General features: G+C 38.1%; 25 protein-coding genes. 18 read left to right on the top strand and 7 right to left on the bottom strand.

Features of this window, described 5'->3' with window-relative positions; translation table 11 throughout:
* The first annotated feature begins 508 nt into the window (after nt 1-508).
* The 11 genes from HNP38_RS05955 to HNP38_RS05910 all read left to right on the top strand — a co-directional run bounded on the left by HNP38_RS05955 (nt 509) and on the right by HNP38_RS05910 (nt 9853).
* The gene (locus HNP38_RS05955) at nt 509-1960 is read left to right on the top strand and encodes a tetratricopeptide repeat protein (RefSeq protein ID WP_184185917.1); all 1452 of its coding nucleotides are present in this window, start codon (nt 509-511) and stop codon (nt 1958-1960) included.
* 161 nt (nt 1961-2121) lie between these two features.
* Complete coding sequence (locus HNP38_RS05950; protein ID WP_184185913.1) at nt 2122-3615, top strand: helix-turn-helix transcriptional regulator; 1494 nt, start codon at nt 2122-2124, stop codon at nt 3613-3615.
* Between the two features lie 137 nt (nt 3616-3752).
* A complete protein-coding gene (locus HNP38_RS05945; protein ID WP_184185910.1) occupies nt 3753-4487 on the top strand; it encodes a hypothetical protein in 735 nt (244 codons plus the stop codon).
* A 64-nt stretch (nt 4488-4551) separates the two neighbouring features.
* Complete coding sequence (locus HNP38_RS05940; protein ID WP_184185907.1) at nt 4552-5313, top strand: hypothetical protein; 762 nt, start codon at nt 4552-4554, stop codon at nt 5311-5313.
* A gap of 4 nt (nt 5314-5317) precedes the next feature.
* Complete coding sequence (locus HNP38_RS05935; protein WP_184185904.1) at nt 5318-6076, top strand: hypothetical protein; 759 nt, start codon at nt 5318-5320, stop codon at nt 6074-6076.
* 1 nt (nt 6077) lies between these two features.
* Entirely contained in the window at nt 6078-6872 is a 795-nt protein-coding gene (locus tag HNP38_RS05930) for a hypothetical protein (protein WP_184185901.1), read from the top strand.
* Nucleotides 6873-7062: 190 nt separating this feature from the next.
* On the top strand, nt 7063-7218 hold the full coding sequence (locus HNP38_RS17940) for a hypothetical protein (protein WP_228460965.1): 156 nt from the start codon (nt 7063-7065) through the stop codon (nt 7216-7218).
* Between the two features lie 13 nt (nt 7219-7231).
* Entirely contained in the window at nt 7232-7672 is a 441-nt protein-coding gene (locus HNP38_RS05925) for a transposase (RefSeq protein ID WP_184185898.1), read from the top strand.
* Between the two features lie 21 nt (nt 7673-7693).
* Complete coding sequence (locus tag HNP38_RS05920; protein ID WP_184185894.1) at nt 7694-8029, top strand: helix-turn-helix domain-containing protein; 336 nt, start codon at nt 7694-7696, stop codon at nt 8027-8029.
* Nucleotides 8030-8522: 493 nt separating this feature from the next.
* On the top strand, nt 8523-9176 hold the full coding sequence (locus HNP38_RS05915; protein ID WP_184185891.1) for a hypothetical protein: 654 nt from the start codon (nt 8523-8525) through the stop codon (nt 9174-9176).
* A gap of 23 nt (nt 9177-9199) precedes the next feature.
* On the top strand, nt 9200-9853 hold the full coding sequence (locus HNP38_RS05910; RefSeq protein ID WP_184185888.1) for a hypothetical protein: 654 nt from the start codon (nt 9200-9202) through the stop codon (nt 9851-9853).
* A gap of 51 nt (nt 9854-9904) precedes the next feature.
* On the opposite strand, the gene HNP38_RS05905 is transcribed toward HNP38_RS05910, so the two are convergent.
* The 6 genes from HNP38_RS05905 to HNP38_RS05880 form a co-directional block, all read right to left on the bottom strand.
* Nucleotides 9905-10117 carry a hypothetical protein gene (locus HNP38_RS05905; protein ID WP_184185885.1) on the bottom strand — a complete coding sequence of 71 codons (213 nt, stop codon included), beginning with the start codon at nt 10115-10117 and terminating at the stop codon, nt 9905-9907.
* Between the two features lie 121 nt (nt 10118-10238).
* Complete coding sequence (locus HNP38_RS05900; protein ID WP_184185880.1) at nt 10239-10463, bottom strand: cytochrome C551; 225 nt, start codon at nt 10461-10463, stop codon at nt 10239-10241.
* Nucleotides 10464-10655: 192 nt separating this feature from the next.
* Nucleotides 10656-12281: an L-glutamate gamma-semialdehyde dehydrogenase gene (gene pruA / locus HNP38_RS05895; protein ID WP_184185876.1), complete on the bottom strand. Its 1626-nt coding sequence runs from the start codon at nt 12279-12281 to the stop codon at nt 10656-10658.
* A gap of 163 nt (nt 12282-12444) precedes the next feature.
* A complete protein-coding gene (locus HNP38_RS05890; RefSeq protein WP_228460963.1) occupies nt 12445-13368 on the bottom strand; it encodes a DNA topoisomerase IB in 924 nt (307 codons plus the stop codon).
* Between the two features lie 193 nt (nt 13369-13561).
* The gene (locus HNP38_RS05885) at nt 13562-13729 is read right to left on the bottom strand and encodes a phosphatidate cytidylyltransferase (protein ID WP_184185873.1); all 168 of its coding nucleotides are present in this window, start codon (nt 13727-13729) and stop codon (nt 13562-13564) included.
* A 27-nt stretch (nt 13730-13756) separates the two neighbouring features.
* Nucleotides 13757-14194, bottom strand: a complete 438-nt coding sequence (locus tag HNP38_RS05880; RefSeq protein ID WP_184185870.1) for a DUF6526 family protein — start codon at nt 14192-14194, stop codon at nt 13757-13759.
* A 174-nt stretch (nt 14195-14368) separates the two neighbouring features.
* Here HNP38_RS05880 and HNP38_RS05875 point away from each other — a divergent pair, with 174 nt between their 5' ends.
* Nucleotides 14369-16138 carry an aminopeptidase P family protein gene (locus HNP38_RS05875; RefSeq protein WP_184185867.1) on the top strand — a complete coding sequence of 590 codons (1770 nt, stop codon included), beginning with the start codon at nt 14369-14371 and terminating at the stop codon, nt 16136-16138.
* A 591-nt stretch (nt 16139-16729) separates the two neighbouring features.
* The gene (gene mnmE, locus HNP38_RS05870; protein WP_184185864.1) at nt 16730-18115 is read left to right on the top strand and encodes a tRNA uridine-5-carboxymethylaminomethyl(34) synthesis GTPase MnmE; all 1386 of its coding nucleotides are present in this window, start codon (nt 16730-16732) and stop codon (nt 18113-18115) included.
* A 93-nt stretch (nt 18116-18208) separates the two neighbouring features.
* Here mnmE and HNP38_RS05865 read toward each other — a convergent pair whose 3' ends face one another.
* Nucleotides 18209-18907 (bottom strand): DUF1826 domain-containing protein, encoded by a 699-nt coding sequence (locus HNP38_RS05865; RefSeq protein WP_184185861.1) that lies wholly within the window; start codon nt 18905-18907, stop codon nt 18209-18211.
* 273 nt (nt 18908-19180) lie between these two features.
* On the opposite strand from HNP38_RS05865, the gene HNP38_RS05860 reads away from it, so the two are divergent.
* From HNP38_RS05860 to HNP38_RS05840, 5 genes are all read left to right on the top strand, one after another.
* Nucleotides 19181-21139 (top strand): site-specific DNA-methyltransferase, encoded by a 1959-nt coding sequence (locus HNP38_RS05860; RefSeq protein WP_184185858.1) that lies wholly within the window; start codon nt 19181-19183, stop codon nt 21137-21139.
* Entirely contained in the window at nt 21136-23586 is a 2451-nt protein-coding gene (locus HNP38_RS05855) for a DEAD/DEAH box helicase (protein WP_184185855.1), read from the top strand. Before HNP38_RS05860 ends, HNP38_RS05855 begins: the two co-directional genes overlap by 4 nt.
* A gap of 23 nt (nt 23587-23609) precedes the next feature.
* Nucleotides 23610-23915, top strand: a complete 306-nt coding sequence (locus HNP38_RS05850) for a hypothetical protein (protein WP_184185852.1) — start codon at nt 23610-23612, stop codon at nt 23913-23915.
* Nucleotides 23916-23926: 11 nt separating this feature from the next.
* On the top strand, nt 23927-24727 hold the full coding sequence (locus HNP38_RS05845) for a hypothetical protein (RefSeq protein WP_184185849.1): 801 nt from the start codon (nt 23927-23929) through the stop codon (nt 24725-24727).
* 496 nt (nt 24728-25223) lie between these two features.
* Nucleotides 25224-26603: a T9SS type A sorting domain-containing protein gene (locus HNP38_RS05840; RefSeq protein ID WP_184185846.1), complete on the top strand. Its 1380-nt coding sequence runs from the start codon at nt 25224-25226 to the stop codon at nt 26601-26603.
* Nucleotides 26604-26614: the final 11 nt, after the last annotated feature.

Genomic DNA, 26614 nt, shown 5'->3' with positions numbered 1-26614 from the left:
TTTTTGTTGCTTACAAATGTAATAATTATGTTAGCATATCTGCAGTTTCCGATACAAATAATTGCGAATTTCTTATGGAGGTACGATCTGTGTTGTTTTGGTAATTTCTTCTTTGTTTAAGCTTTGTTTTTGAATTGAAATCCAATTATAGTGATTTATTTGTGCATAATATGCAATAATTTAATGCTTTTTATTAAATATAATTTAATATTTTTGTGTTTTAGCACGATGTTTGTTTGTGCTTGGAGCATAACACAGCTCATATAATTTAAAAAAACATAATGATGACAAAAAAACATAATCTTCCAAATGAAAATTCCCAGGTAGGTATTCGTATTTGATTCCGTTTTATATTTTCATTAGTTAGCTGAAACTTTATTGAGCTTATGCCAACTTTGTTTATAAGCCTCAATTTTAACACAGATCAACTTTAAAAGGTAATGAGCTCCTCAGGTGTTTGTGGCCTTGCTGAATTATTATTGACACTTTTCATTAAGATATCTTGCCTATGAATAAACTTCTGATAATATGGCTTTTGGGAATGAATGTCCTCATATTGGGTCAGGATCCTCAGCGTCATAGAATTGACAGCCTTCTGAAGGCCGGAACATTTGAGCTCCGTAAAGAAGGGCGGTTTGATGATGCGGTTGTTTTAAATAAGCAGCTCATAAAACAGGCTCAGGAAATTAATTATATGGAAGGTGAGGTCTGGGGTAATGCCAATTTGGGTAATCTGCTATGTACACTGAACAGGCATGAGGAAAGTATGAAGTATCTGATAATAGCAGAAGAAAAATTAGGCGGAATAGAAAACTATTTTCTGAAAGCCAAAATATATGGTGAGTATGCAAGGAATTATTATGTTTTAGGCTTTTTTGAAAAGTCAGTTGAAAATTATAATAAAGCGATAGGTTTTGCCCTGAAAATTAAGAACAGAAAAATACAGGAAAATGAGCTGAACTATTTCTACCTCAATAAAGGGGTGGCCTTTATGGAAAAGGAGATGTCTCATCCGGATTCTGCCTTTATTTATCTCAAAAAAGCATACTTATTACAGCCAACTCCCATTATTGGAGCCAATATTGCCGGTTATTACATGAGATTTAAGAAAGATTATGATTCTGCAGCATTTTATCTGGATGTTGCTATGAAGAATTATGAGGCCGGCAATTTTCCTATCTATCAGAAATCTATCATACTGAAAAAATTAGGCAGCCTGCATTTTCACAAAAAAGAATACGAAAAAGCTCTGGAATATTATAATGAGTCTTTAAAGATCTCTGAAAAAATTCACAAGAGTAAAGATATTAAGGAACTCTATAAGCTGATTTCGAAAACGTATAAAAAACTTGATAATAAGGAACAATCCGGGGACTATCTTGAAAAGTACACTACCCTGAATGACAGTTTAAATAATGCCAATCATAAAACGGCGGATATTCTGGTCAACAAATATGTAAAGGAAAAAGAAAAAGAGAACGAGCAGAAGTACAGTGGCATTTATTCCGTTTTTACTGTAATCCTGGCGCTTATCATTGCCGGGGCCCTTTCAGGATATGCCTATTATCGGAAAAATAAGAAAGAAAAAGATATACTTTTAAGTAAACATCAGGAAACCATTGTAGAAAAAGACCTGGAAAACACCCAGTTGAGACAAAAAGTAAATACGGCCTTCAATGAGCTGGTGCAAATGGCAAAAGATAATAACCCTGAATTTGTCACAAGATTCAGGGAAGTATATCCTGAGTTATGCCAGTCATTGCTTGAATTATATCCTGATATCAATAACGAAACCCTTAAATTCTGTGCGCTCCTGAAGCTTAATTTTTCCACGAAAGATATTGCCGAATACACATTTATAACTCCAAGAGCAGTACAGATGCGGAAAAACAGGCTGAGAAAAAGACTGAACATTCCTTCGGAAGAAGACCTTTATGTATGGATCAGTAAAGTGGAGTAGGGTTTGGATCCTATGAATATTAAACCCGTTATGCCTTTGTTGAGCTTAATTCTCACGGATAACCAAACAAATATTTCGTTTAACTTATTGCAAGGATGAACAAAATTTTGTTTTCAAAATGCACAATGTTTATATAGAATATTATTTACTAAACACTATTGATGATGAATTTGAAAGTTCACATTTATATTTTCCGAAGCCTGCTAATCATTATTTACAGCTGGCCGCTATTATTCTTTGCCCAAACCAAGGATCAGGGAAAAATAGATTCTATCCTGCAGCTTGCAGAAAATAAATCCAAAAATTTCGATTTTACCCGAAGTATTCAGCTTGGTAAAAATGCAGTTAAGCTGTCCAGGAAGATTTCTTATCATAAAGGTATGATCCGGGGGAATTTTTATATTGCCTCAGGCCTGTGTAATCTGGGAGATTATAAAGAAAGCTTCATTTATATTGATGATATAGAGGAAAATAAAGAGTATCATGACTATATCAGCAGGAATCCTGATTTCAACTTTAAATTGACGGATCTGATAGGCAGGAATTATCTTGCCCTGGGATTTAAAAAGCAGGCCATAAAAGAATTTAAAAAAGAGCTTGTGCTGGCCGGGCTTTATGATGACCCGGTGAAAAAGGTCTCGCAAAAGGTCTTTGCACTCAACCAGCTTTCCGCATGCTATGAAGATGTCAATGCTGACAGTACATATTATTACCTAAACAGGATAACGTCTATCATGAAAGTAAATCCGTACCCCGAACATGAGCTTTTTCTTTACCTTAACTTATCGGATTATCACAGGAATTTTACAAAAAATAAGGATTCGGTATATTATTATAATAGTCTTGCTATTGAACGGGCCGGGCTTATCCGGTCTCCCTATTTATATCTTGCACTCTCTCAAAAAGCTAAAATCCTAAGCTGGCAGAATAAATGTGAAGAATCACTGGAATATTGTGCCAAAGCCATGGAAATAGTGATACGGAAGAAGAGAATAGAAGACAGGATCTCGCTATATAAGCTGATGGCGGATAATTACAGATGCCTCGGAGACAGGGAAAAAGAGCTTTTATATATTGACCGTCATATTTTTACCAAAGACAGCCTGGCAGAGACAAGAAAAGCGGGTATACAAATTTCTGCAGACAGGCTTTCTGCAGAAACAAAAAAAACAGAAAATAAAGCGATTGAGGGAAGAAAAATAATACTATTCATTATCATCATCTCTATTGCTCTTTTGCTTATATCTGGTATAAGCGTAGCAAAGATCAAGAAAAGGAAGCGGAAAATCATAGAGCAGAAAGAACGTGAAATAAAATTAAGAGAGGAGCAGATAAATATGCTTTCAGACACAAAGCAGGACAGGATCCGGGAAGAAGTTCTTCTGTTGGCCAGGAAAAACTCTCCAGACTTTTTAAATAAATTCAAAGAAGCTTACCCTGGTTTCTATCAAAAGCTGTTAAATGTAGAACCGGGCTTTAAAAATTCGGAGCTTATTTTTTGCGCGTATCTGAAGCTGAACTTTAGTACAAAAGAGATTGCCCATTACACCTTTGTCACCCCGCGTGCTGTGCAGATACGTAAGAACAGGCTTAGAAAAAAACTGAATATTCCGTCAGATGAAGATATTTATCAATGGATAGAAGAATTAAGTTAATGTTTTATTTGTTATTGATTATCAGTTGATTATAAATTTGTGATATCTGTGTGATATTCAATTTTTTTGTTTTTTCAGGATACTTTTTTTGTTTTGTGAAAGAATTTTTAAATAATTCATAAAAACACAGCAAAAAGATGGAAAAAAGAATTCTGGTGATACTGGGGATCACTATTTCAAAACTGATGTTTTCACAAGTAGGTATTAATACTTCAACTCCTCAAAAGCCTTTACATGTTAATGGAGCTTTACAGGTAACCAATGAATTAAATGTGGGTGGAAATGCATCTGCACCGGGAAATTCCGGAGTAAGTGGCCAGGTGCTCAAATCCAACGGGCCAGGCCAGGCTCCTTCCTGGGAAACCATTGCCGGCGTTCCCTCTTCCACGGGAACCATTATTGCAGTAGCCGGTCAGTTTCTTGTGGCTCAGGAAATTACCGTACAGATGACATCGAATTTTACAGTAACCACTTCCGGGGTAGCAACAACCATCGGAAATCTTAATAATGAGGTTATAGATAATGAAAATCTTTATACGGGAACCGCTTCTGCCAATTCATTTAAAGTTTCCGCTAATGGGGTTTATCAGATCATGATGAATGCCCAGTTATCTACAACAAGTAACACAAACCCTGTAATAGGGATCTGGGACAATACGGCAGGTAGCTGGGTGGCTCGCGTCAATGATGATTATACTGCATCTACAGGCGGGGTACAGACCTTCACTCTGATTACTTCTATCCCGATGTTGGCAGCCAATACATACTCATTCAGGGTTGCCAATTCAGACAATTTAACAATAAGGGCTTTCAGCAGCGGAAGTACGGGCTCAGGACCCGTTACACAAGTTTCTGTAAGAAGGCTGAAATAAGGTCCCTTCCTGATTTTTTCTGTTTAAAGAGCTTTAAACAACATTCCTTATAAAATTAACACAAATGAAAAAAAAAGAATTAATGATTTTACTATCATGCTTTACTGCATTTTCTTATGCACAGCAAGGAAGTGTAGGGATTGGTACTACAACACCGGATACCTCAGCCGTACTGGATGTCACATCATCCGATAAAGGGTTGCAATTACCGGTGGTTTCCCTTACCTCTACTACTGATGTCCTTACGGTTCCAAATCCTAAAACAGGATTTATCGTATATAATAAAGCGATTGCCGGTTCAGGATTATCAGCGGTAAATAAAGGTCTCTATGCTTATAATGGAACCGCATGGGAGAAAATGTGGACAAAGGCCAATGTAAAAGCAGAAGTAGAGAAAGTCCCTTTCATCACCCCTGTGTTTGCAGCAAGTAATATGGCTTCGTCCGGAAGTATAGCGGCTGGGACTATTTCGAATCTTACTTTTAATACCTTATATCAAAATTCGCCTGCCGGCGTCCAGGGAAGTTCGGGAGCGTATACCGGATATGCTGTTCAACAGGCAGGGGGGTATGTCATTTCTTATAATGTCGATCTGAGGAATGTTACGGGAGATACTTTTGGAGGAGCCATGGTATATGTCCTGAAAAACGGAACCAATATATGTACCTACGGAACTTCCAAGGTATATCAGTTCGGAGGAGTATCCGGCACATGTACGGTAAACCTTGCCGCCGGTGATGTGATTACTTTCAGGGGACAGTCGTCCAATGCGGCTTACCAGATTACCAATCCTAATGTTTCCATTTCAAGAATATCTAATAATTAAACTTATGAAATCTAAATTATTAAACTTCTTCTTTGGGCTTATGATAATGATGAGTCATGCCCAGGTTGTGATAGGATCAGGTAGTGTTTCTCCTGCGGCTATCTTAAAACTTGATTCTAATAATAAAGCGCTTAGAATACCTAATTTATCCATAACCAACAGAACCGATGCAGCAAACCCTATTGGTTCCCCCGCAGTGGGATTGATGCTTTATAATACCAATACCAGCATATCTAACGATATTGCCAAAGGTATTTCGTATTGGGGAAGTGATAACAGGTATCATTCTGCCGCAACTCCTGCGTCTACAGACGAAATAATTTCAACGTCCCAAATTCCCCTGCTTGTTTTCAGTGCGGCAATAGGACAGAAGCCTGTTATAGCTTCCGGAAGCGCAGTGGGCGGAGTACCTGCTACACTTATGTTAGCTACCTCGGAAATATTGTTTGATAAATTTGACGGATGGAACAGCACTACCAGTAAATACAGTATTCCTTCTGCCGGAATATATATGCTTGAATTTATTACGGAAATGTCTAATACTGGGAATAACGGCGGTACTACATTACAGGAGATAATAAAGGGGACAACATCTTTGGCCAGTGCATATGGCCGGGATAACATTATCAACAACAGGATGTATACTACTGTTATTACTACACAAGGGCTGGCAATGAATGACCTGCTTGCGTTTAAGTATAGTTATACAGCTAATAATTATAGAATACAGTCAGGTACTCTTAATATCTATAAATATCAATAATATGAAAACACAAATTCAATATATATTTCTTTTATGCCTGTTTTTCAGCTCTTTTGCAGAAGCTCAGGTGGGTATAGGCCTTAATAATCCCGATCCGAATGCGATCCTGGATCTGTATAGTACCAATAAAGGCCTGCTTATACCACGGGTTCAGCTTTTAAATATCAATGACATCTCCACAATTCCCGTAACGTCTTCTGCCAGCTCTCCGGAACAGGGGACTTTAGTGTATAACCTTTCCGATGCCGGAACTTCACCAAATCATGTGCTTAAGGATACTTTTTATCTCTGGACAGGTACGCAATGGGAAAGTATAGGAGATGTTTCTGATACCCGTATGGAAATCAACGGTAAAAATACAACCCAGGTATTATTTGCGGGAAGCCCTGCCGTTGTAAATTCAAACTATGTGACCTCCGCCTATTCAGCCTGGACTACTGTAAATTTTACCACGGAAAGACTGGACAACGGTAATATTCACACCAGTGGAACTTTTACGATTCCTGCCACGGGACTCTATTCATTTTTTGGCGATATGTCATTAAGGATATCTACTACAAACGGGTTATCCAAGGCTTTCGGCGCCCGTATTTTAAATGCAACCACATCAACGGTTCTTGCTGTTTCTTACTATGGAACCGGAGCGGGGGGTGCCCAGGGAGATATGCCGCTATATTGGATGGGTGTATTGTCTGCAGGGACCCAGATCCAGATCCAATACAGGATGAGAGCAGATGTTTCAGCCACCCTTTCTACCGATACGAACTCTAATATTACCTTAAGAAAGCACTTTTAATTATTTATATTGGCCTCTCTGCCTTTTACTCATCCATGAAAATTGTTTAGAGAGGCTGTTTTAATTCAGGAACTATGAAAATAACCTTCTGATTTTATTGGCCTTATTCAAGTCTTTGTTAGCCTTTTCGCAAATGGGGGAGAATACGGGTAATTCACAGTCAGCTTTTTAAGGCGGCAGAGCATGAGGATTGATCGCAGATTACAGGGATGGGAGAACTTTGGACAAATCAGGCAATGATCATTGCATTGTGATTAATAATGCATTCCTGAATACGCAGGGTACTGTTTCGGCCTATATGCGAGGAGGTTCGATAGGTTCGGCAACAGCGCCGGCAGGATTATAAAATAATATATAATATGTCAGATAATTTAAAAAAAATCCATATAGGTCTTCTTATCGGCCGGCGGGTAGAGGAGTGTCAAATGGAAATATCCCGTATCTGCAGCTTCTTTAAGTGTACAGAAAGGGAAGCGGAACAGATGTATCAGCTGGAAAGTATGGATTCTTCTATGCTTTTAAAGTGGAGTAAACTGTTAGGATATGATTTTTTCAGGATTTACTCACAGCACCTGATATTATATTCACCTCCCGTTTCAGCAGAGAAAAAAAGTGAAAAAAACAGGCAGGATCTTCCACAATTCCGCAAGAATATTTATACCAGAGAAGTTATAGATTTTGTCCTGGATCTGGTAGAATCCGGAAAAAAAACAAAAAAGCAGGTGATACAGGAATACCGGATCCCAAAAACAACACTCTATAAATGGATCAGCAAATATAACAATCAGAATAATGAATAGAACTTAAAAATAAATCTATCTATGAAAACACCAGGTCCTGACTATAAAAAAATTTATACAGATATTTTACATTTTAAATATCCTCACAAACAGAAAGTATGTGAGTCATTGCTAAGTAAGAAGCAGCTTTCCTTTTTTGATATCATTAAAATTAATGAGCTGATCTTTGGTTCTGCCAACAAGGAAACTTCAGTTCTTAATCACATGCATCGTTCCTATAGCAGGGAAGCGGTCGTCAAAATACTCGAATATCAGGCCAAATATCAGCTGACCAATAGCCAGATAGCTCTGCATTTTAGTTTAAGCAGAAATTCTATAGCCAGATGGAGGAAGAATTTCAAAAATATTAAGCAATAACTGATCTTAATTCATTAAGAATTGCAAAAAAAGCACTGAATATTATAAAATATATAAACAATACTAATCCCTGCTAAGGGATTTTTTATATTGGTTTTATGCTTATATAGCTTCTGAAGCGGTTTATCATTAATAGCTATAAAGGGAATTTTCATAAGAATATAAAATCTATTTATAGTGAATTATTTTCGAATAAATTAAAATAATTGATTTTTTTTATTAATAATTCAATTATTTGTCTATTTTTGCATAGAATTTGTTTTGTATTTACCGCATAACAATTTTTTTTAATTTTAAAACACAAACGACACATGAAAAAAAATTCTAATTTTTATAAGCATTTATTCCCAAGTAGGTATTTGAACAATCTGGGATAACTTGTTTCACGTTCTGTGAATACCCTTCCATGAATTATTAATGAATATAATATCAGGTATGCTGAATACAACATTGTATCCGGCTTTAAAAACACACGATTCTAAATAAAACTACAATGATCAAAAAATTATTTCTATTCGCTTTTATAACAGGCTTTGCCTTTATGAATGCACAATCAGGCAACGTGGGGATAAATACATCGTCTCCTACCAACACCTTACACGTTAAAGGGAACGGTACTTCTGACCCTCTAAGGCTGGAAAGCTTGTTGACAGCTCAAAATACTGCGGGCACTTTGGTGGCAGATGCAAATGGAGTGGTCAGACTGAGAAATGCCAATTCCATAAGTTCTATAAAGGCTTCAGGAAATGTCACATTATCGGTAAGCGGTACCTATTACCCCATCAATAATACTGCTGCTCCGACGGAGGAGTATGACAATCTCGGTGAATTTTCCGGCAATACATTTACAGCTTCCCAGGCAGGTCTGTACATGGTAACACATCTTGTTCAGTATACGCAGCAGAATAGTGGGGACGGTTACCTGGGCCATGCGGTAATACTTAAAAATGGAGTGATCACAGAAAATAATGCAGCTAAAATTGCAATTACTGAAACTTCGGGAGTCGCTACTGCCGAAAGTTATGCCGAAGCAACTACCATGATCAAGCTGAATGCAGGAGATACTTTAAGTTTTCAGGCAAGAACCTATGGAGCAGGTGCATCGGTCAATGCATCTTACAGGATCAGTATTACCCGTTTAGATTAATAATGAGACTAAAAATTCTGAATATGAAAGCACTATTTTTAGGATTCATTCTGTGCAGTGTGAATTTTTTAGCCCAAGTAGGCATTAATTCATCAAGTCCTACCCATATGCTGCATGTAAAAGGAAACGGAACTCTAAGCCCGTTTAGGGTCGAGGGATTACAATCTAATCAGTCTAATCTTAACGAACTTGTATCTACTTCAACAGGGGTGGTAAAAAAGCAGGACCTTAACAGCATAAGCGCCGTTCGTGTAACAGGAACTCTGAATATGCCGGTAAATAATATTATCTATGCCACGAATGCTACCAGCGCACCGGTTGAAGAATACGATAACCTGAATGAGTTTAGCGGGAATGTTTTTACAGCTTCCCAGGCCGGGCTTTATATGGCTGTTCTTACGATAACCTATCCGCAGCGTTCTTCCGGATCAGATGCCGGGGACGGATATCTGGCCTATGCCATTATCAATGATTCCGGAGCAGGTGGCGGTGAATTTATGAATAAGAAAATTTATAACCCGGAAAGTTCTTTGGTTGCAGCCAGCCAGTACATCACGGCAAAATATCTTGTTAAGATGAATGCAGGGCAGATCCTCAACTTTGAAACCCTCGTGTATGGCTCAACCAATAACGTGAACGGGGTGACCTATAAGATCAATATAGTCCGTATGGACTAAATAAATGACTTCATACTTAAAAGCCACAGAACTACTCTGTGGCTTTGCTTATTATCTTGCTTTTATACTGTCAGCTTTTATAGATACCGTATCAGCAGGGGGTGCGGGTGACGGTTCAGAATTGGCCACTGCAGAGTCTCCCATACTATTCCTTAGAGAGTCTTTATTATGACTTTCTTTAAATTCTTCTCTTTTTTCCTTATTTTGAGCACAGCCTGTTACAAAAAGTAAACCTAGAATAGCTCCTGTCCATATTTTTTTCATAGTAGTCTTTTATTAGGGGTTAATCAAATATAGAAAATCTTTATGAATGATGAATCTTTTTCAATAAAAATCCGCAGAGCTTTCATCTGCAGATTTTCCATTTTAAATTACAGGTTTTTATCTATTTAACAGGTGTTGTAGCCGCTGAATCGATCTTAATTCTGATACTTTCAGGATGTGTCATTCTTGTAGTGGCCGTTTCATTCGTTGCAGGCGGGACTGTAATAGCCCTTGTAGTGTCTGCCGCTGTCGAGTCGGTACTATTTGAAGGCATGGATGATTCTTTGGTTCCACAACTCACGGCAAATATTCCTAAACCTATGGTTAGTAACAAAAACTTTTTCATATTATTTATTTTGGTGTGTAGGTAAAAGTCCAATAATTATTCCGAAAGAAGGGTAAGGATTATTAAAAAACAGATAAAATCGGCTAAAATTTGTTAAAGAACAGATCGATTATAATTAAATTGACTTAAAAAAGAATCCCGGAACGAAATTCCGGGATTTTATTACTTATTGCCGATTACTCATTGCTTATCTTATCCTAAGTATGGATATTTATAGTCTTTAGGAGAAACAAAAGTCTCTTTCACACTTCTTACAGACACCCATCTCAGAAGATTTATTTTAGAACCTGCTTTGTCATTGGTACCGGAAGCTCTGCCCCCTCCGAATGGCTGCTGTCCTACCACAGCTCCGGTCGGTTTATCATTGATGTAGAAATTACCAGAAGCATTTTCCAGGGCTTTATAAGCTTCACTGATCGCATAACGGTCTTGTGAGAACACAGAACCCGTCAATGAATATGGAGAAGAAGAATCTACAAGTTTCAAAGTTTCTTTCCAGTCCTTATCTTCATATACGTAGATACTCAGGATCGGCCCGAAAATTTCTTCAACCATACTCTCATATTGAGGATCCGTAGTTTCGATAACGGTAGGGTGTACGAACCATCCTTTCGAATCATCGCAGGTTCCTCCGATCACTACATTAGCGTTGGCAGATGCTTTGGCTCTTTCTATATATCCTTTACACTTTTCAAATGAATTTTTATCGATTACAGCATTCACAAAGTTGGACGGATCTTCAGGAGAACCTATTTTGATAGAACCAATCTGGCTTTCCATCACCTTTTTCACATCAGCCCAAAGAGACTGGGGAATATAAGCTCTGGAAGCAGCAGAACATTTCTGCCCCTGGTATTCAAAAGCACCTCTTACCAAAGCAGTCGCTACCGCTTCAACATTCGAGGAAGGATGGGCGATCACGAAATCCTTTCCACCTGTTTCCCCGACAATTCTCGGATATGTTCTGTAGTTATGGATATTATCCCCGATCATTTTCCACATCCCCTGGAATACCCTTGTAGACCCTGTAAAGTGAAGACCTGCAAAATCAGGGTGTGCCAATACTTTTTCCGCCGTTTCTTTTCCATCGGTAAAGATCATATTGATCACTCCCGCAGGAAGCCCGGCTTCCGTTAAAACATCCATGATCACCTTAGCCGAATAGATCTGCTTGTCCGAAGGCTTCCATACCACTACATTTCCAAGCATCGCCATACATGTAGGAAGGTTTCCGGAAATAGCCGTAAAGTTGAATGGTGTTACCGCAAAGCAGAACCCTTCTAATGGTCTGTACTCCACGCGGTTCCAGATCCCGCTGTCAGAAACTGGCTGTTCGGCATACATTTCCGTCATGAATTCTACATTGAATCGCAGGAAATCTATGAACTCACAGGCAGAATCAATCTCAGCCTGGTGTACGTTCTTAGACTGCCCGATCATCGTTGCAGCATTAATGACATCTCTGTAAGGGCCTGCCAAGAGATCCGCAGCCTTTAGGAAAATAGCGGCACGCTGTTCCCATCCCAGTTCATTCCATTCTTTTTTAGCGGCTAATGCTGCATTAATCGCATCGTCTACATGCTGCATCGTCCCTTTATGATAAAACCCGAAATCGTGTGCATGATCCTGTGGAGACTGAAGCTGAACTTTATCATCAGTTCTCACTTCCTTTCCATTAATCACCATCGGGATCTCTGTCTTTTCAGCCCACATTTTTTTGTAGGTACTGATAAGGCTTTTAACTTCCGGGGTGCCCGGTGCATAAGAATTTACCGGCTCGTTGACTGCAAACGGTACTTGCGAAATTGCTTTTGACATAGTATTTACGTTGTATTATTTTTAATTTGCGAATGATACAAATTTACAACATTTATTTGAGGTCAATGGTCAATTTTACTTCGTAAGTGAATCGTGAATTTTTAAGTTGAATAAGAAAGTGACTGCGAAATAAGTTGATCATGCATAATTGACTCTTCATTTCTTACATTTTCTCGTTTTCCAATATTTTGAGTACCAGTTTTTCTTCCCGTGTCAGATCGGCTTTATCATCGTTTGTCTCCATGCATTCCAACTCATCCAGATATTTTCTGATCGTATTATTCTCGTAAAGATCGATCATCAAAGGATGAACATAATATTTTCTGCAGACAGCAGTTGTATTGCCAAGATGGGCGGCTACAATATCCAAAGCTTCTTTGACTTTCTTTTTATACTCTGTATTGTTTTCTGCGTATCCGATCTCCTTAAATGCGATCAGCGCACTTACCGTTCCGGACCATGTCCTGAAATCTTTGGCTGTAAAATCTTCCCCGCTGATCTCCCTGATATACTCATTCACCATTCCGGAATCTATTGAATGAAGGCTGCCTTCATCATCATAATATTGAAAAAGCTCCTTTCCGGGGATATCCTTACATTTTTGAATAAGCCTTGACAGCCTTTTGCTTTTTATATCAACATGATGCATAACGCCTTTCTTGCCTTTAAATGAAAAGGTGATTTTTTGTCCGTTGATTTTGACATGCCTGCCTTTTAGGGTAGTTAGTCCGAAAGAACCGTATAATTTCTCATAAGCATTGTTCCCGATGCGGATGTTGGTACGCTGCATGAGGCTGACAATAAGAGCGAGGATCTTTCTTTTTTCAAAATTTTTTAACGCCAGGTCTTTTTCAATCTGCAGGCGCATTTGAGGCAGTGCATACCCAAATTGAAGCATCCGGTAAAACTTGGTGTGATTTCTTAAAGCATTCCATAACGGATGATAGCGGTATTGCTTTCTATTTTTTGTATCCAGCCCGGTTGCCTGAAGATGGCCGTTTTCCAGAGCGCATATCCATACATTCTCCCATGCGGGAGGGATGACCAGATTATTGATCCTGGATATTTCATCTCTATCTTTGATCATTTTCCCATCCCTGAAATAGGAGTATTTTTTTCCTGCCTTCTTCCGGATAATACCGGCGGTCTCCGAATCGCTAGTATATATTAAGATGTACTGCTTTTGCGGAAGCCTCCGGATCTTTCATGATTCTGATAATTTTTGAAGGCCTGAGGCGGGAAATTATATCCGGTTCTGTGTTCTTCTCCATAAGGTATGGTTAAGAGTTTCTACCCTTCGAAAAGATGAGGAAAACAATCACTACAACGGCACATACCAAAAGAATTCCCCACCACATGCCGGCTTCAAAAATTGTTTCTACCGCTTCACAGCTTGTCAGCAGCAGAAAACTGAGTATAGCAATGCTATATAAGCTTATTTTTTTCATGATATTTATATTTTGGTGATTAGTATTTTAAACTCTGTGATCATCCGGCCTCCAGTTTTTAACGGACCTTTTGATCTCTTCTCCCGATATATTCTCATGAAGGGCTTTATACAGAAGCTCTTTAAATTCGTCATCATGGGCAAACCTCAACGCAGCAAGCTGGTCAAATCTTAGCTTTTCGGCTATTTCATCAGACCTTTGATTAAAGATCTCAAAATACCGTTGCTTAAATTCCAGCCGTATGATCCTGTTCTGAATGCCCAAAGCATAATGCTGCCTGACCATGACAGCCAGGTAGAAAATCAGAAAAATAAGAACAGAAAATAATATCCATATGAGTCTGTTCTCAGTATCACTCCAAATATTATAAATTCCTAAAAGCCCCAGTAAGAACAGTAACGGAAGGTATATGAAATGATGAGGCGGATAATACTTTCTGTGGTTTTTATAATTCTGCTTTTCCATATGATGAAATATAGCAATAATCTTTCCAAAACATTATATTTTTAATACTAATTGTAGTTTTTTATCATTAAAAATTTTCATTTTTGCTTCACAGGTTAAAAATTTATCATTTAAATATTGGTTTGGATTTGAACCTCAAATTTTTTGTAACTTTCGGTTTTTAAAAATTAAAAAATGACTTCAAAGGAAAAAGTAGCTGCACTTCGTGAAGAAATGCAGAAAAATAATGTTGATGCATTTATAGTATACTCCGCAGATCCGCATATGAGTGAATATTTGCCGGAAGAATGGCAGGAGAGGGCCTGGTTGTCAGGATTTTTAGGTTCTGCCGGTTTTGTGGTGGTCACTAAAGATAAAGCAGGGCTCTGGACAGACGGAAGGTATTTTACCCAGGCTGTTGCCGAACTGGATGGTTCTGGAATCGATCTTTTCAAAGAAGGTATAGAAGGTACGCCTCATTATATCGACTGGATTATTTCTGAGATCCCCGACGGAGGAAAAGTGGCAGTCAACGCTTTGGCAACTTCTCATGCGAACTGGGAGCTGCTTTCTCAAAAATTAAATTCAAAAAATATTACATTGGTGGATCTTCCCCTTCTGAAAGAGATATGGAAAGAAAGGGGGATCCCGTCAAAGAATCCGATATTCGTACATCCTGTGGAAAGAGCGGGAAAATCAGTAACCGATAAAATTGCTGCCATCCGCCAGAAAATGGAAGATCAGGAAGCTACGGTCCATATTATCTCAAGCCTGGATGATGTGGCATGGACGTTAAACCTTAGAGGAAGCGATGTGGAGAGCAATCCTGTATTTTTAGGGTATATCATCATCACAAAAAATGATGCGATCCTGTTCACAGGCCTTGAAAAACTGCAAGTGGATGCAAGGAAACAGATGGATGATTCCTTCGTGAAAATGATGCCTTATGAAGAATTTTACAACCATCTGAAAGCATTCAGTAATGAAAACGTATTGGTTTCTCCGAACAGCAATCAGTCTGTTTTTGAAGCTTTAAAAGCAAACAACCAGTTTATCAAAGCAGCTGTTCCAGGAAACCTGATGAAAGCTCAGAAAAATAAAACCGAATTGGAAGGGTTCAGAAAAGTGATGGTAAGAGATGGCGTTGCGATGGTGAAATTCCTGTATTGGCTTACCCATAACGCCGGAAAAGAAACCATGAGCGAATATTCCATCGGGGAAAAACTGAGAAGCTTCCGTGAGCAGGGAGAGAATTTTGTAGGGGAGAGCTTCAACAGCATCATCGGGTATAAAGATAACGGTGCGGTGATCCACTATTCGGCAAAGAGTGAAGGAAGTAAAGAGGTTACGAATGACGGAAGTATTTTAGTGGATTCAGGAGGACAGTACCTTGAAGGAACTACGGATATTACAAGAACATTGGCTTTGGGAGCCGTGTCTGATGAGTTTAAAAGAAACTCAACGTTGGTGCTTCAGGGAATGATCCGCTTATCGATGGTGAAATTCCCGAAAGGGACCAAAGGTGTTCACCTGGATGCCATTGCAAGGCTTCCGTTGTGGATGGATGGAAAAGATTACAACCACGGGACCGGGCATGGAGTGGGAAGTTTTATGAATGTTCATGAAGGCCCGCAGAATATCAGGAAAGATATGAATCCTCAGGAGCTGCTGCCGGGAATGGTATGTTCCAATGAACCGGGATACTATGTGGAGGGCTCATATGGGATCCGCCATGAAAACCTTATTGCGGTAAAAGAAGCGGAAAAAACGGCATTCGGAACCTTCTATGAATTTGAGACCCTTACTTTCTGTCCGTTCTTTAAAGACACTATTGTAAAAGATATTCTTTCCAGAGAAGAAATTGAATGGCTGAACAGCTATCATAAAACCTGTGAAGAAAAGATCGGACCTTATCTCGAAGGAGAGGTTAAGGAATGGTTCATGCAATTGGTAAGCCCATTTTGAATTGAACCATTAAGACTTAAGGTAAGCAGTTAAGAATTTAATAGATTGATATGTAGTTGATAATCATGATGATAATACTTAGTTATTCAATGGTCTTAATGGTTGAAGAACCAATATAAATATTAATTGTTCAGATAAATTTTGAAAACTCTGTATGTTTCGGTACAGAGTTTTTTATATACGCAACCGTATTTTTACGGATATAATTTTAGGGATTATCCTGAGGTATCGGAGAATGGGCGGATGTATCTTTGTAACAACAAATAAGACATCATTCATATCTTCATATATATACTTAGTAATTCAAAAGCGATAAAATCATCTCATTCCGGGATGATTTTATTTTTACAGATATTCCCTGTACGTTAAAATTCCAGACTGTAGCGCTATTTTTGTCATTCCGAAGGAATCTAAACTTTTAAATAATAATTACAGAGTCTGAATTCCTGCGGAATGATAAAGCTCCGGAATAATCATAGCCTTTAAAACTTAAAAATTTCAATAGCCCAATTGAATTCCAAAACAATATAATAGACAATCTGTATTATAGGTCACTTCAAAAATTACCATTAAAAACCGTAAATTTGCTTCATGAATCATGATACCATTTGTGCACTGGCTACGGCCAATGGAATAGGAGCGCTGGGAATTATCAGAGTCTCCGGAAATGAGGCTTTACCCGTTGTTCAGAAAAGTTTTCCGGCAAAAAACCTGGAAAAGCAAAAATCCCATACCGTTCATTACGGCTATTTCATGGATGGACAAGAGGCGATTGATGAGGTTATGCTCTCCATTTTCCTGGCTCCGAAAAGTTTCACTACTGAAAATTCAGTGGAGATTGCTTTTCACGGTTCGCCGCACATCGGGAAACGCATCCTTGAAACGCTGATCAAAAACGGAGCAAGAATGGCCAAAGCAGGAGAATTTACTCTTCGTGCGTTCATCAATGGACGGATCGATCTTTCCCAGGCAGAAGCCATTGCTGATGTGATCGCCTCCGAAAATGAAGCATCCAGAAAAGTAGCCATTAATCAGCTGAAAGGCGGAATTACCAATGAAATATCCTTATTGAGGACCGATCTGCTGAATTTTGTTTCTCTCGTAGAGCTGGAACTTGATTTTGCCGAGGAAGATGTTGAATTTGCGGACAGAACTGCTTTAACCCAGCTGTTAAATAAGATCGAATTAAAATTAAATTCCCTGATCGAGAGTTTCCAATACGGAAATGCCATCAAAAACGGAACAGCCGTTGCCATCATCGGGAAACCGAACGCCGGAAAATCCACACTTTTGAATGCTCTGCTGAAAGAAGAAAGGGCAATTGTAAGTAATATTGCTGGAACCACCAGAGATACGATTGAGGAAGTTTTACATATCAAAGGCCATGCTTTCCGCCTGATCGATACAGCCGGACTACGTGAAACGACGGATGAAATTGAAGCTATCGGAGTAAAAAAAGCCAAAGAAAAAGTTGAAAATGCTAATATCCTGGTTTATCTGGCAGATGCAGGCACAGAAGACCTTTCAGAGGATATTGAAATGATCAAATCTTTGTTAAGGCCTGATTTAAAACTGATCCTCTGTGCTACAAAAATTGACGAGGTCATTCCTACGAAATATGAAACGATGGAAGACATCTTCCGAAAGCAAATTTCTAATGCCTTTGATTTCATTAAGATCTCAGCTGTTGAAAACCAAAATATCCAGGATCTTAAAAATGAATTGTCTTCCTATGTGGAGCAATTGAAATCCGAAGAAAATAATGTGGTGATTACCAACCAGCGCCATTTTGAAGCATTGCGAAAATCTTTGGATGCCGTACATAAAGTAAAGGAAGCTATTACTTTTCAGATTTCTACAGAATTATTGGCATATGAGCTGCGTAACGCCTTAGAATATTTGGGAGAAATATCCGGGGAAGTTACGAATGATGAAGTGTTGGGAAATATTTTTTCTAAGTTTTGTATCGGCAAGTAATAATTAAAAAAGTGACTTTTTTGGTCACTTTTTAATCTCTCTTTGTAATTTTATAATACTCATGATGAGCTTAATAAAAACGACGATCAAGTATTAGCAAATCAACAACAATCTATATTCATCTTCTTTTTCCATCGGAGCTCGATGTACACAAGGTAAAACTTTTTGCTCCGGATGATCCACCGCCAATCTCCAAAGATGCCCCAATCCTAAGTTAACAGGTTTTGCATTAGGTTTAGGATGGTAATGAAGATCAAAGTAATTTTCCTTCAAGAATGATTCAAATTCCTCATCCGGACCATTGTGTAATTCTTTGAGTTTTTGCCGGATTTCAGGAATTAAAATCTTTTGTATAACCTGATCATTGGAAATAATATCACTCGCAGTACCGTAGTAAGTACATAAAAAAGTATCAGTACCAATGGGTGAACGATCTACATGGTAAGAATAGACATCTGTTGAAATGAAATCGAATTCATCATCTCGGTCATAGCATTTTAGCAAGTTAAGAGAAGGAGATGCTCCGAAATCGGTTAATAGTTGTAAATCATTTAAGATAATTTCCCGGGCAATATTCCCTTTTTCGGATAGTTTTAGCTCTAAAAGGTCTTTAGAGGAAACCTCTGTAATGTTCTCTTTTAATTGAAGCTTAAGCACAATTTCTTTAAAATCTCCATCTAACTTTCTGTGCCAACAGAGAGCATTCACAATTTCTTGAAAATGAGTGTTGACAAGATCATAAAAAGTGCAAACCACTCCAATCTGGTTGTTATCAGAAAATGTATTGCTCATCTATTTGATATTTCAGTGTCTAATATTTTACAAAAATAATGTTTAAAACATCAAATCTGCAGTATTAAAAAGCCATTTTAATTTCCCGTCAGAAGCCCTCATCTGAACAGCCCCGAACAGATGCTTTCTTAACTTTACTTCTGGAGACAAGTAAGCAGAATAGTTGTTGAAAAAACATTCAATAATCATTTCCAAACATTTCCTTTCATCCCCCAAAAACCCTAAATTTATCCCCGCAATAATTAAGTTGAGGTAAAACGACAAGAAATAGATATGTGCAGAGAAATAGAATTGTTACAGGAAATAGAAGATCTGAAAAGGCAGCTTGAAATAGCCAATAACAGAATTAAAACCGGCAGATACGGTATTGTCTGGATGGATGTTCCTGAAGCATTTGAGAATGATGCGGAAAACCGGTTGCCGGTCCTTACCGAGGTGTCGGAAAAAGCCATTAAAAATGAAGACGGCAAACCTACCCATATCCTGATAGAGGGAGACAATTACCATGCTTTAACGTGCTTAAATTATACCCACAAAGAAAATATTGACCTTATTTACATCGATCCGCCTTATAATACAGGTTCGGATGGCTTCAGGTATAAAGATAAAAGGATCCTTGAAAAATTCCCGGACGGAACAGATGTGCCTAAAGATCATCCGCTGAGGCACAGCTACTGGCTCTCATTCATGAGCAAAAGACTGGAGCTGGCCGCAAGTCTTTTAAAAGAGACAGGAGTTATTTTCATTTCCATTAACGAAGATGAATACTCACAATTAAAGCTTTTGTGTGACAAAATATTTTCCCCTCTGAATTATCTCTCCTCATTCACCGTAAAAGTGAGGCATGAGGACAGGATCTTAAAAGGGGATAAAGACTTTCATGAGACTACGGAGCAGCTTTTAATGTACAGGAAGTCTCCCAAATATAAGACCATTAAAAGGCTTCAGGATAATACCTCACTGGCAGATTATGTATATTATGTTGAAGAGCTGATCGATGATCCGAAGGAAGTTCAGATGGGAAACAAGCTTGTTCAGGTTTTTGAAGAAGGACAATACAGAATTCATAAGCATGAACCATCCATTTCAGGATTGAAAAAAATAAATATCCGGGGATCTATTAAAGAAGGAAACAGTTCAGGACGCTTTTATATGGCTCATCTGGACAAAGAAAAAGACAAACTGAACATTTTGTACAAAGTTCCCGATATGGGAAGTGATGAGCAGCCGCACAGGTACTTTTTATCACCTACAAGTACCACCAAATTAAACGGAGATTATTTTCAGGGAGTTCCGCTCAATAAATCCGATACCAAAGAAGTTCCGTATCCTAATTTCCTGGATTTTGAGGAGGCATTCAATAATGTTGGTTATGAAGGTGGGATCGTTTTCAGGAACGGGAAAAAACCGGTTGATTTTCTGAAATTTGTCCTGAGCATAGGAACATTGAATAAAAATGCGAAAATCCTTGACTTCTTCGCCGGAAGCGGTTCCACAGGTCAGGCCGTGATGGAACAAAACAGTATCGATGGTGGCCATAGGCAGGTGATCCTGTGTACCAATAACGAAAATAATATTGCTGAAGAAGTTACTTACCCCAGGTTGTCCAATGTAATAAACGGCTATCAGCAGACCAAAAACCAGAAAGAGATTCTGTTTGAACTTCCATTGAATGTGGCCAGCCTGAAAGACAATACAGCCATTCTGGAAGCCATTCAGGAATACACCTCCGGAGAATTTGAAAAAAGGTATGACAGCATTAAGCAAGAGGTCAGAAAAGATAAATTTGTTATTTCAGGAATCATTAAAAAAGAAAATAAGGTAAAAGGTTTTGGAAGCTCCCTGAAATATTACAAAACAGATTTTGTGGGGAGTCACAATATTTTATCGGTCAACGATGAAGATAAGTCTTTGTTAGCTTTAAAAGCAGGATATCTGCTTGCCATTGCTGAAAACACTCTGGAAGAGATGGAGCAGACCGGTTTTTACCAGCTTTTTGAAGGACAGGAAAAATATACTGCAGTTTACTTCAGAGAAGAGCTGGATGAGATGGAAAAGCTTATGGAAACCATTGAAAGGCTGAAGAAGCCTGTTTCATTATACCTTTTCAGTTGGGGCAACAGGAGCGAGTTGGAAGAAGCGTTTGAACATTGGTCTCATGTCACTATCAAAATCATTCCTCAGCCTATTTTAGAGGTATATAAAAAAATCTATAATATTACCAGTATATGAGCCGATTCAATCCTTTGCAATTCCAGAAAGAAGCTGTTGAAAAATTAACTGCCGGTTTTCTGAAACTCTGGCAGCAGGAAGATAATCAGCGTGCCCTCGTTTTCAAATCCCCTACAGGAAGCGGTAAAACCTATATGGTTTCCCATTTTATTCACGGTTTGAACGGGTTGCCTGACTGGGACTATAATAAAGCTGTTATCTGGATCACCTTCAGTGATACGCTCGCCATGCAGAGCAAAAATAAATTCAGGGAATATTTCAATACCACCCTTGAAAACAATCTTCTTACGGTAGATGATTTCAAACAGGGAAAACTGTGTAAGAATGATGTGCTTTTTGTCAACTGGCAGAAACTGGTTTCCAAGGCTGCGGAAAACAGGGTACTCAGAAGGCCGGAAGAGGACTATTTTTATAAAGAAGAGGGCTATTACTTTGAAGATATTATTGAGAATACAAAAAAGGAGGGTAGGGAGATCATTCTGGTAGTGGACGAGAGCCATACCCATTTATCCGGGCTTGCACAAAAAAGCGTGGTAGATGTTATAGATCCCAAAGTCATTCTGCATGTTTCCGCAACGCCTACATACATCCCGAATATGGATGAAATAGAGGAGGGAAAAGCCGGTTATGTAAGTGTATCCCGTAATGAGGCGGTAAACGAAGGGTTGATCAAGGATAAAATAGTGGTGCAGACCGATGAAGACCTGCATCAGTTTAAGAATAAAGACCTGGACGAATTGCTGATCGACCTGGCCATCGGGAAAAAAGCTGAGCTTGAGAACGAATATTCAAAACTGGATAAAAAAATAAATCCTTTGGTTTTGATCCAGTTACCCAATGATGACAGCAAGCTGAAAGATGCGGGCCAAAAAACCAAAGAAGAATTGGTATTGGATTACCTCAGAAAGAAAAATATTGATGTAGAAAGAAAAGTAGCCCTGTGGTTTGACGGGAAGCAGGAAAATATGGATTTTGTGACGCACAATGACAGCGATGTGGATTTTATGCTTTTCAAACAGGCGGCCGGAACCGGTTGGGATTGCCCCAGAGCACATGTACTGGTCATGTACAGAGAGATCAATTCACCGACCTTTTTTACCCAGACCATCGGGAGGATTTTAAGAATGCCCGAACCGATTCATAAGGATGATTATAAAGATTCCCTTTTATTAAGAACAGGGTATCTTTTTACCAATTATAAACGTAATGAGGTAAGCATCCCGGATCAGTCTTCAAAGAATAAGCCTCTTCTTTACATCTCAAAAAAGAAAGAAGGCAGCTCGGATGTTGAAAATCTGTATTCGGATTTTGTTTCAAGGGCTGATTATGGAGATCTGGGAAATGCGATTCGGTTTCAGATGAGCTTCCTGAAGTCCTTTGATGCTTTTTTCGGGATTGAAGCGAATGAGCATATGGCTTTAACAAGACCAAAGATTGAGGCAAAAGGAATCGACCTGAATCCAAAATTAATCAATAAACTCATCGTAGACGCGGAGTTTTCAGACTATGACAGGCTCAATCTGGAATTTGCAAAACAGGGAAAAGATGAAGAGTATGAAATGTCCGGAAATGATGTGGAAAAACTTTTCAATTTCTGGTGTTTCAGGCTTCTTTCGGAGCAGACGGATGTGGAAGCGAAGGTTTCAAACGTTTCCCGTTCATGGTCGCCTTTAAAATCAGCATTGAGGGTATGGCTCAAAAGAAATATAGATTTAGACAGCAACAGCTTTTACAGGATATTCATCCATGATATCCATAAAGAACAGGCAAGTATTTTCCGGTCAGCCATTACAAAGGCATTAAAGGAATATTACCCCATAAAAACCGAATTCCTGAAAAGCAGGAAAGCTGAGTTGGAAAGCAGGGAAGCCCCTTTGTTCCGGATCAGTGATGAATATGGTTTTACAGATGACTTCAGCAGATTGAAAGAGGAGGAAGGAGCTTCTGAACTGAGTGTTATTCAGCCTTTTTATCTCAGAAAAAACTATGCAGGAAGAGAAAATGAACTAAAGTTTATAAACTATCTGGAACATCAGAAAGATTCTCTCGAATGGTGGTTTAAAAACGGAAACGCAGGTAAGGAGTTTTACTCCCTGAAATACTTTAACACCTCTTCAAGAGAAGAAGCCTTATTTTACCCGGACTGGATCCTGAAATTCAAAGACGGCAGAATAGGCATTTTTGATACGAAAAGCGGTTTTACAGCCAGAGATACTGAGGGAAGAGCAGAAGGGCTGGCAGCAAAGCTGAAAGAGTTAAATGCTAAAGGCGGAAACTATGTCGGAGGCCTGATTGTTCTGGAAAATAACAAATGGTATTACTTTTTTAATGAAGAATATAATAAATCACCGGAAAAAGAACTATCTTTCGGCTATGAATACATTCCGGGGAAACTCAATGAAAATTGGATAGAACTGGATGAGGTATTCAAAAAAACTAAAAACTAAATTAAACTTAAAAACCAATCACTATGGCATTATCAGAGAATCAGCTTATCGTACCTGCATTGATCGCAATGCTGAATTCACCTACAGGATACATCAGTACTTCCGATTTAATAGATGAAATAAGCAGTCAGTTTACCCTGGACAGACAGGATCTGGCACCCTTGTTAAACAGAAACGATGAAAAATATACTCAGATCGTCAGGAATTTAAAATCGCATAAGACATTCGTAAAGTTAGGCCTTGCAGAAGAGGTTGATGGCGGGTTCAGAATTTTACCTGCCGGAACAGATTGGCTTGTAGCTAATGGTTTCGTTCCTGATCAACCTTAGTTTTCATCATTGTGGACTTTAAGATCTTTACGAATGGTCAGGATTTTCAGGAATATCTCCTGATCTTTTGTTACAATGAGATTTTGCTGGATAATAAGCCGATGGATAAAGTGACCATCGACCATTATCCGGCATTTGAGCTCACCGATAAGATCATTGAATCCTATAATAATTGGGTGGGCAGCAACTGTCCGCAAAAAGAAAAAATAGAAGACTGGCTCACCCAAAATAAAGACCAATACAATTCTTTTAAAGAAAAGTTCGGAACAGCTTATCAGCCTAAAGTAAGCTTATGGAGCGACCGGGCCAAAACTGATTATTATAAAGAAAAACTGCAGGACTCATTCCTGTTTGAAAATCATATTGCAGCCCTACTTCAGGGGTATTACAGCCTGGATCTGGGGCCATATCTTACCCCCGAAGGACAGTACAATCTGGGTGAGAACGCATTAGGTATAGAAATAAAGAACGATACCCTTATCGCTAAGTACGGAAATGTATATATTGAATATCAGGAAAAATCAAATGCCTTCAATGGTACGTATATAGATTCCGGAATTCTGAAAAATGACAACTGTAAATTTTTCCTGATCGGCACAGTTGAAAAATTCTACATTTTTAAAAAAGAAAGACTTATAGAAGTATTCAACGAAGAGCTCCTTTTATATAAAGATGGGAAAAGTTCAGAAAGAGGGATCAAATTCAAACAGATTCCAACTTCCCGGGGATATGTTTATCCGGTGGCCAATGCAATTCATGATGCCGTTTCATTGGATGAAATGGTGAAAATTCTGCGAAAAGAATTAAAATAAAATTCTTAAACGAGGCTTTTTTCGGCCTTATTCCAACCCTTCAATAAATTTTTGCATCTCTTTATTAAGTACACCTGAAGCGAATTTTCGTTAAATAATCATAGAAAAGGAAACGGTTTTATCTGTTTAATGTTTTGTAAACCAGTGTGATTTATTGATTGTCATTTTTCAATAAATATTTAGAGAAGGATTTTAACCATTATCTTCAGGAGAAAAAGATGGAACATTTATTTGAGCTTCTTAACGATGAAAAGATATATTATAAATATATTGTTGAGATAATTTCTGAATATATTGGCTAGAAAAGTCCTTTAAAGCATACAGGAATAAATTTTTCTCATCATATAGAGGTGGAAAATAAATATTCGTTGAAAATCAATGAATTACACACTTATTTAATCATTCATTTTTATAAAAAAGCATAACTTTTTCTTGTATAATGATTTATCATGTTTATATTTTTGGACAATAAGGCACAAAACTAAAAACATTAATCATGACATTTAAATCAGTTTTTAAAGTATGCTATAGTACGATATTTTTCATGGGCATACCCGGCATTAATGCCCAAATAAACATTCAACAAGATAAAATTTGGGAAAAAGCAGCGCCGGAAACTTCAAGAGACCTAAAAAAATGTGCTGATGAGACATTGCTTAACTTCAATTGTAATATTCGGGAGCATTTTAGCCAGCCTATCAAGTATGATAAAAAAAATGCCCAATCCTTAATTGTGGTACATCATTCTGAAGAGACGGAGAATATCTGGTACAATAAAGATGTAATTGCAGAGCTCAATAACAATTCCTTCAGGAAAAATGAAAACGGTAAACCTGTTGAGCTCAAACATAAACCAAGTATTTTCTCTTACCTGAGTTATAAACCCAATTCAAATATTACTAAAGATATTCTTTCTATACAGCTGGAAGACAAGAATGCATACGAAGCCCTTTTCATCCCTCAAAAAATAAAAAAAACAGATCTGGAAAGAATACATTCCTATCTCTCCATAAAATATGGGATTTCATTGGAAGGGATAAAATATTTCAACAGCAAGGGTGACGTTATCTGGGATCCTCAGAAACATAAAGAGTTTAAGAACAGGCCGACAGGAATAGGCAGAGACGATGCCAATGAACTCTATCAAAAGCAATCCAGAAACCAGGAAGATAAAATAATGACCATTGGCCGGGAAAAAATTTCGAGAACCAACTTTGAGAATATGTCTCCTTTGGATGATAATACTTTTGCCATCTGGTCAGATGATAATAATGACCTCAGCTTTGAAGAAAAAAAAGATCTGAGAATTTTAAAACGAAACTGGGAAATCAATTTCATAGGCAAGGCTATTCCTAAAAAAGGGTATGTGCTTCAAATAGATAAACGATTAATGAATCCTGAGGATTTACGTTTAAATTACTGGATACTTATTAAAAATGATGATGGTTCCTTTCAAAAAATTGAAGGAAAAGCTAAAGAAAATGTTATAGAATATTCAGGTATAGAGTTTCCTGAAGAAAAGGAATCTGCTGTTTTTACATTTGCTACCAATATTGCGGGAGATAAGGAATCCAATAACAATTCTGCGGGACAAAACCCTATATACACAAAAGGACCCGGAGATGCATCATCAGACCTTCAATATATGCTATATCCGAACCCAGTTAAAATGAATAACTACGTTACCGTAAAATTCCCGGCAACAGACGATCTGGAAATTTCCATATATGACGGTGGAGGAAGAATCATTTCATCCGAAAAAGTTTCTTCCACTTCCGTTACTTATCAGAGCAAGTTTAACATGCAGGGTATCTATCTGGTAACCCTTACTCAAAATAAAAAACTAATCAAGGCCTTCAAAGTGATTGTTGAATAAATTATTTCCTT

The sequence above is a fragment of the Chryseobacterium defluvii genome (assembly GCF_014204415.1).
GTDB lineage: Bacteria > Bacteroidota > Bacteroidia > Flavobacteriales > Weeksellaceae > Chryseobacterium > Chryseobacterium defluvii_A.
The sequence above is the reverse complement of the archived record's forward strand: the minus strand, read 5'-3'. Positions and strand labels throughout refer to the sequence as shown.

Excerpts from the sequence above, each read along its gene's own strand:
- HNP38_RS05935 (WP_184185904.1), top strand. The coding sequence starts at position 5,318 with ATGAAATCTAAATTATTAAACTTCTTCTTTGGGCTTATGATAATGATG.
- HNP38_RS05915 (WP_184185891.1), top strand. The coding sequence starts at position 8,523 with ATGATCAAAAAATTATTTCTATTCGCTTTTATAACAGGCTTTGCCTTT.
- HNP38_RS05875 (WP_184185867.1), top strand. The coding sequence starts at position 14,369 with ATGACTTCAAAGGAAAAAGTAGCTGCACTTCGTGAAGAAATGCAGAAA.
- HNP38_RS05860 (WP_184185858.1), top strand. The coding sequence starts at position 19,181 with ATGTGCAGAGAAATAGAATTGTTACAGGAAATAGAAGATCTGAAAAGG.
- HNP38_RS05930 (WP_184185901.1), top strand. The coding sequence starts at position 6,078 with ATGAAAACACAAATTCAATATATATTTCTTTTATGCCTGTTTTTCAGC.
- mnmE (WP_184185864.1), top strand. The coding sequence starts at position 16,730 with ATGAATCATGATACCATTTGTGCACTGGCTACGGCCAATGGAATAGGA.
- HNP38_RS05855 (WP_184185855.1), top strand. The coding sequence starts at position 21,136 with ATGAGCCGATTCAATCCTTTGCAATTCCAGAAAGAAGCTGTTGAAAAA.
- HNP38_RS05900 (WP_184185880.1), bottom strand. The coding sequence starts at position 10,463 with ATGAAAAAGTTTTTGTTACTAACCATAGGTTTAGGAATATTTGCCGTG.
- HNP38_RS05945 (WP_184185910.1), top strand. The coding sequence starts at position 3,753 with ATGGAAAAAAGAATTCTGGTGATACTGGGGATCACTATTTCAAAACTG.
- HNP38_RS05885 (WP_184185873.1), bottom strand. The coding sequence starts at position 13,729 with ATGAAAAAAATAAGCTTATATAGCATTGCTATACTCAGTTTTCTGCTG.
- HNP38_RS05890 (WP_228460963.1), bottom strand. The coding sequence starts at position 13,368 with ATGATCAAAGATAGAGATGAAATATCCAGGATCAATAATCTGGTCATC.
- pruA (WP_184185876.1), bottom strand. The coding sequence starts at position 12,281 with ATGTCAAAAGCAATTTCGCAAGTACCGTTTGCAGTCAACGAGCCGGTA.
- HNP38_RS05905 (WP_184185885.1), bottom strand. The coding sequence starts at position 10,117 with ATGAAAAAAATATGGACAGGAGCTATTCTAGGTTTACTTTTTGTAACA.
- HNP38_RS05850 (WP_184185852.1), top strand. The coding sequence starts at position 23,610 with ATGGCATTATCAGAGAATCAGCTTATCGTACCTGCATTGATCGCAATG.
- HNP38_RS05865 (WP_184185861.1), bottom strand. The coding sequence starts at position 18,907 with ATGAGCAATACATTTTCTGATAACAACCAGATTGGAGTGGTTTGCACT.
- HNP38_RS05880 (WP_184185870.1), bottom strand. The coding sequence starts at position 14,194 with ATGGAAAAGCAGAATTATAAAAACCACAGAAAGTATTATCCGCCTCAT.
- HNP38_RS05950 (WP_184185913.1), top strand. The coding sequence starts at position 2,122 with ATGATGAATTTGAAAGTTCACATTTATATTTTCCGAAGCCTGCTAATC.
- HNP38_RS05955 (WP_184185917.1), top strand. The coding sequence starts at position 509 with ATGAATAAACTTCTGATAATATGGCTTTTGGGAATGAATGTCCTCATA.
- HNP38_RS05910 (WP_184185888.1), top strand. The coding sequence starts at position 9,200 with ATGAAAGCACTATTTTTAGGATTCATTCTGTGCAGTGTGAATTTTTTA.
- HNP38_RS05920 (WP_184185894.1), top strand. The coding sequence starts at position 7,694 with ATGAAAACACCAGGTCCTGACTATAAAAAAATTTATACAGATATTTTA.
- HNP38_RS05925 (WP_184185898.1), top strand. The coding sequence starts at position 7,232 with ATGTCAGATAATTTAAAAAAAATCCATATAGGTCTTCTTATCGGCCGG.
- HNP38_RS05840 (WP_184185846.1), top strand. The coding sequence starts at position 25,224 with ATGACATTTAAATCAGTTTTTAAAGTATGCTATAGTACGATATTTTTC.
- HNP38_RS05940 (WP_184185907.1), top strand. The coding sequence starts at position 4,552 with ATGAAAAAAAAAGAATTAATGATTTTACTATCATGCTTTACTGCATTT.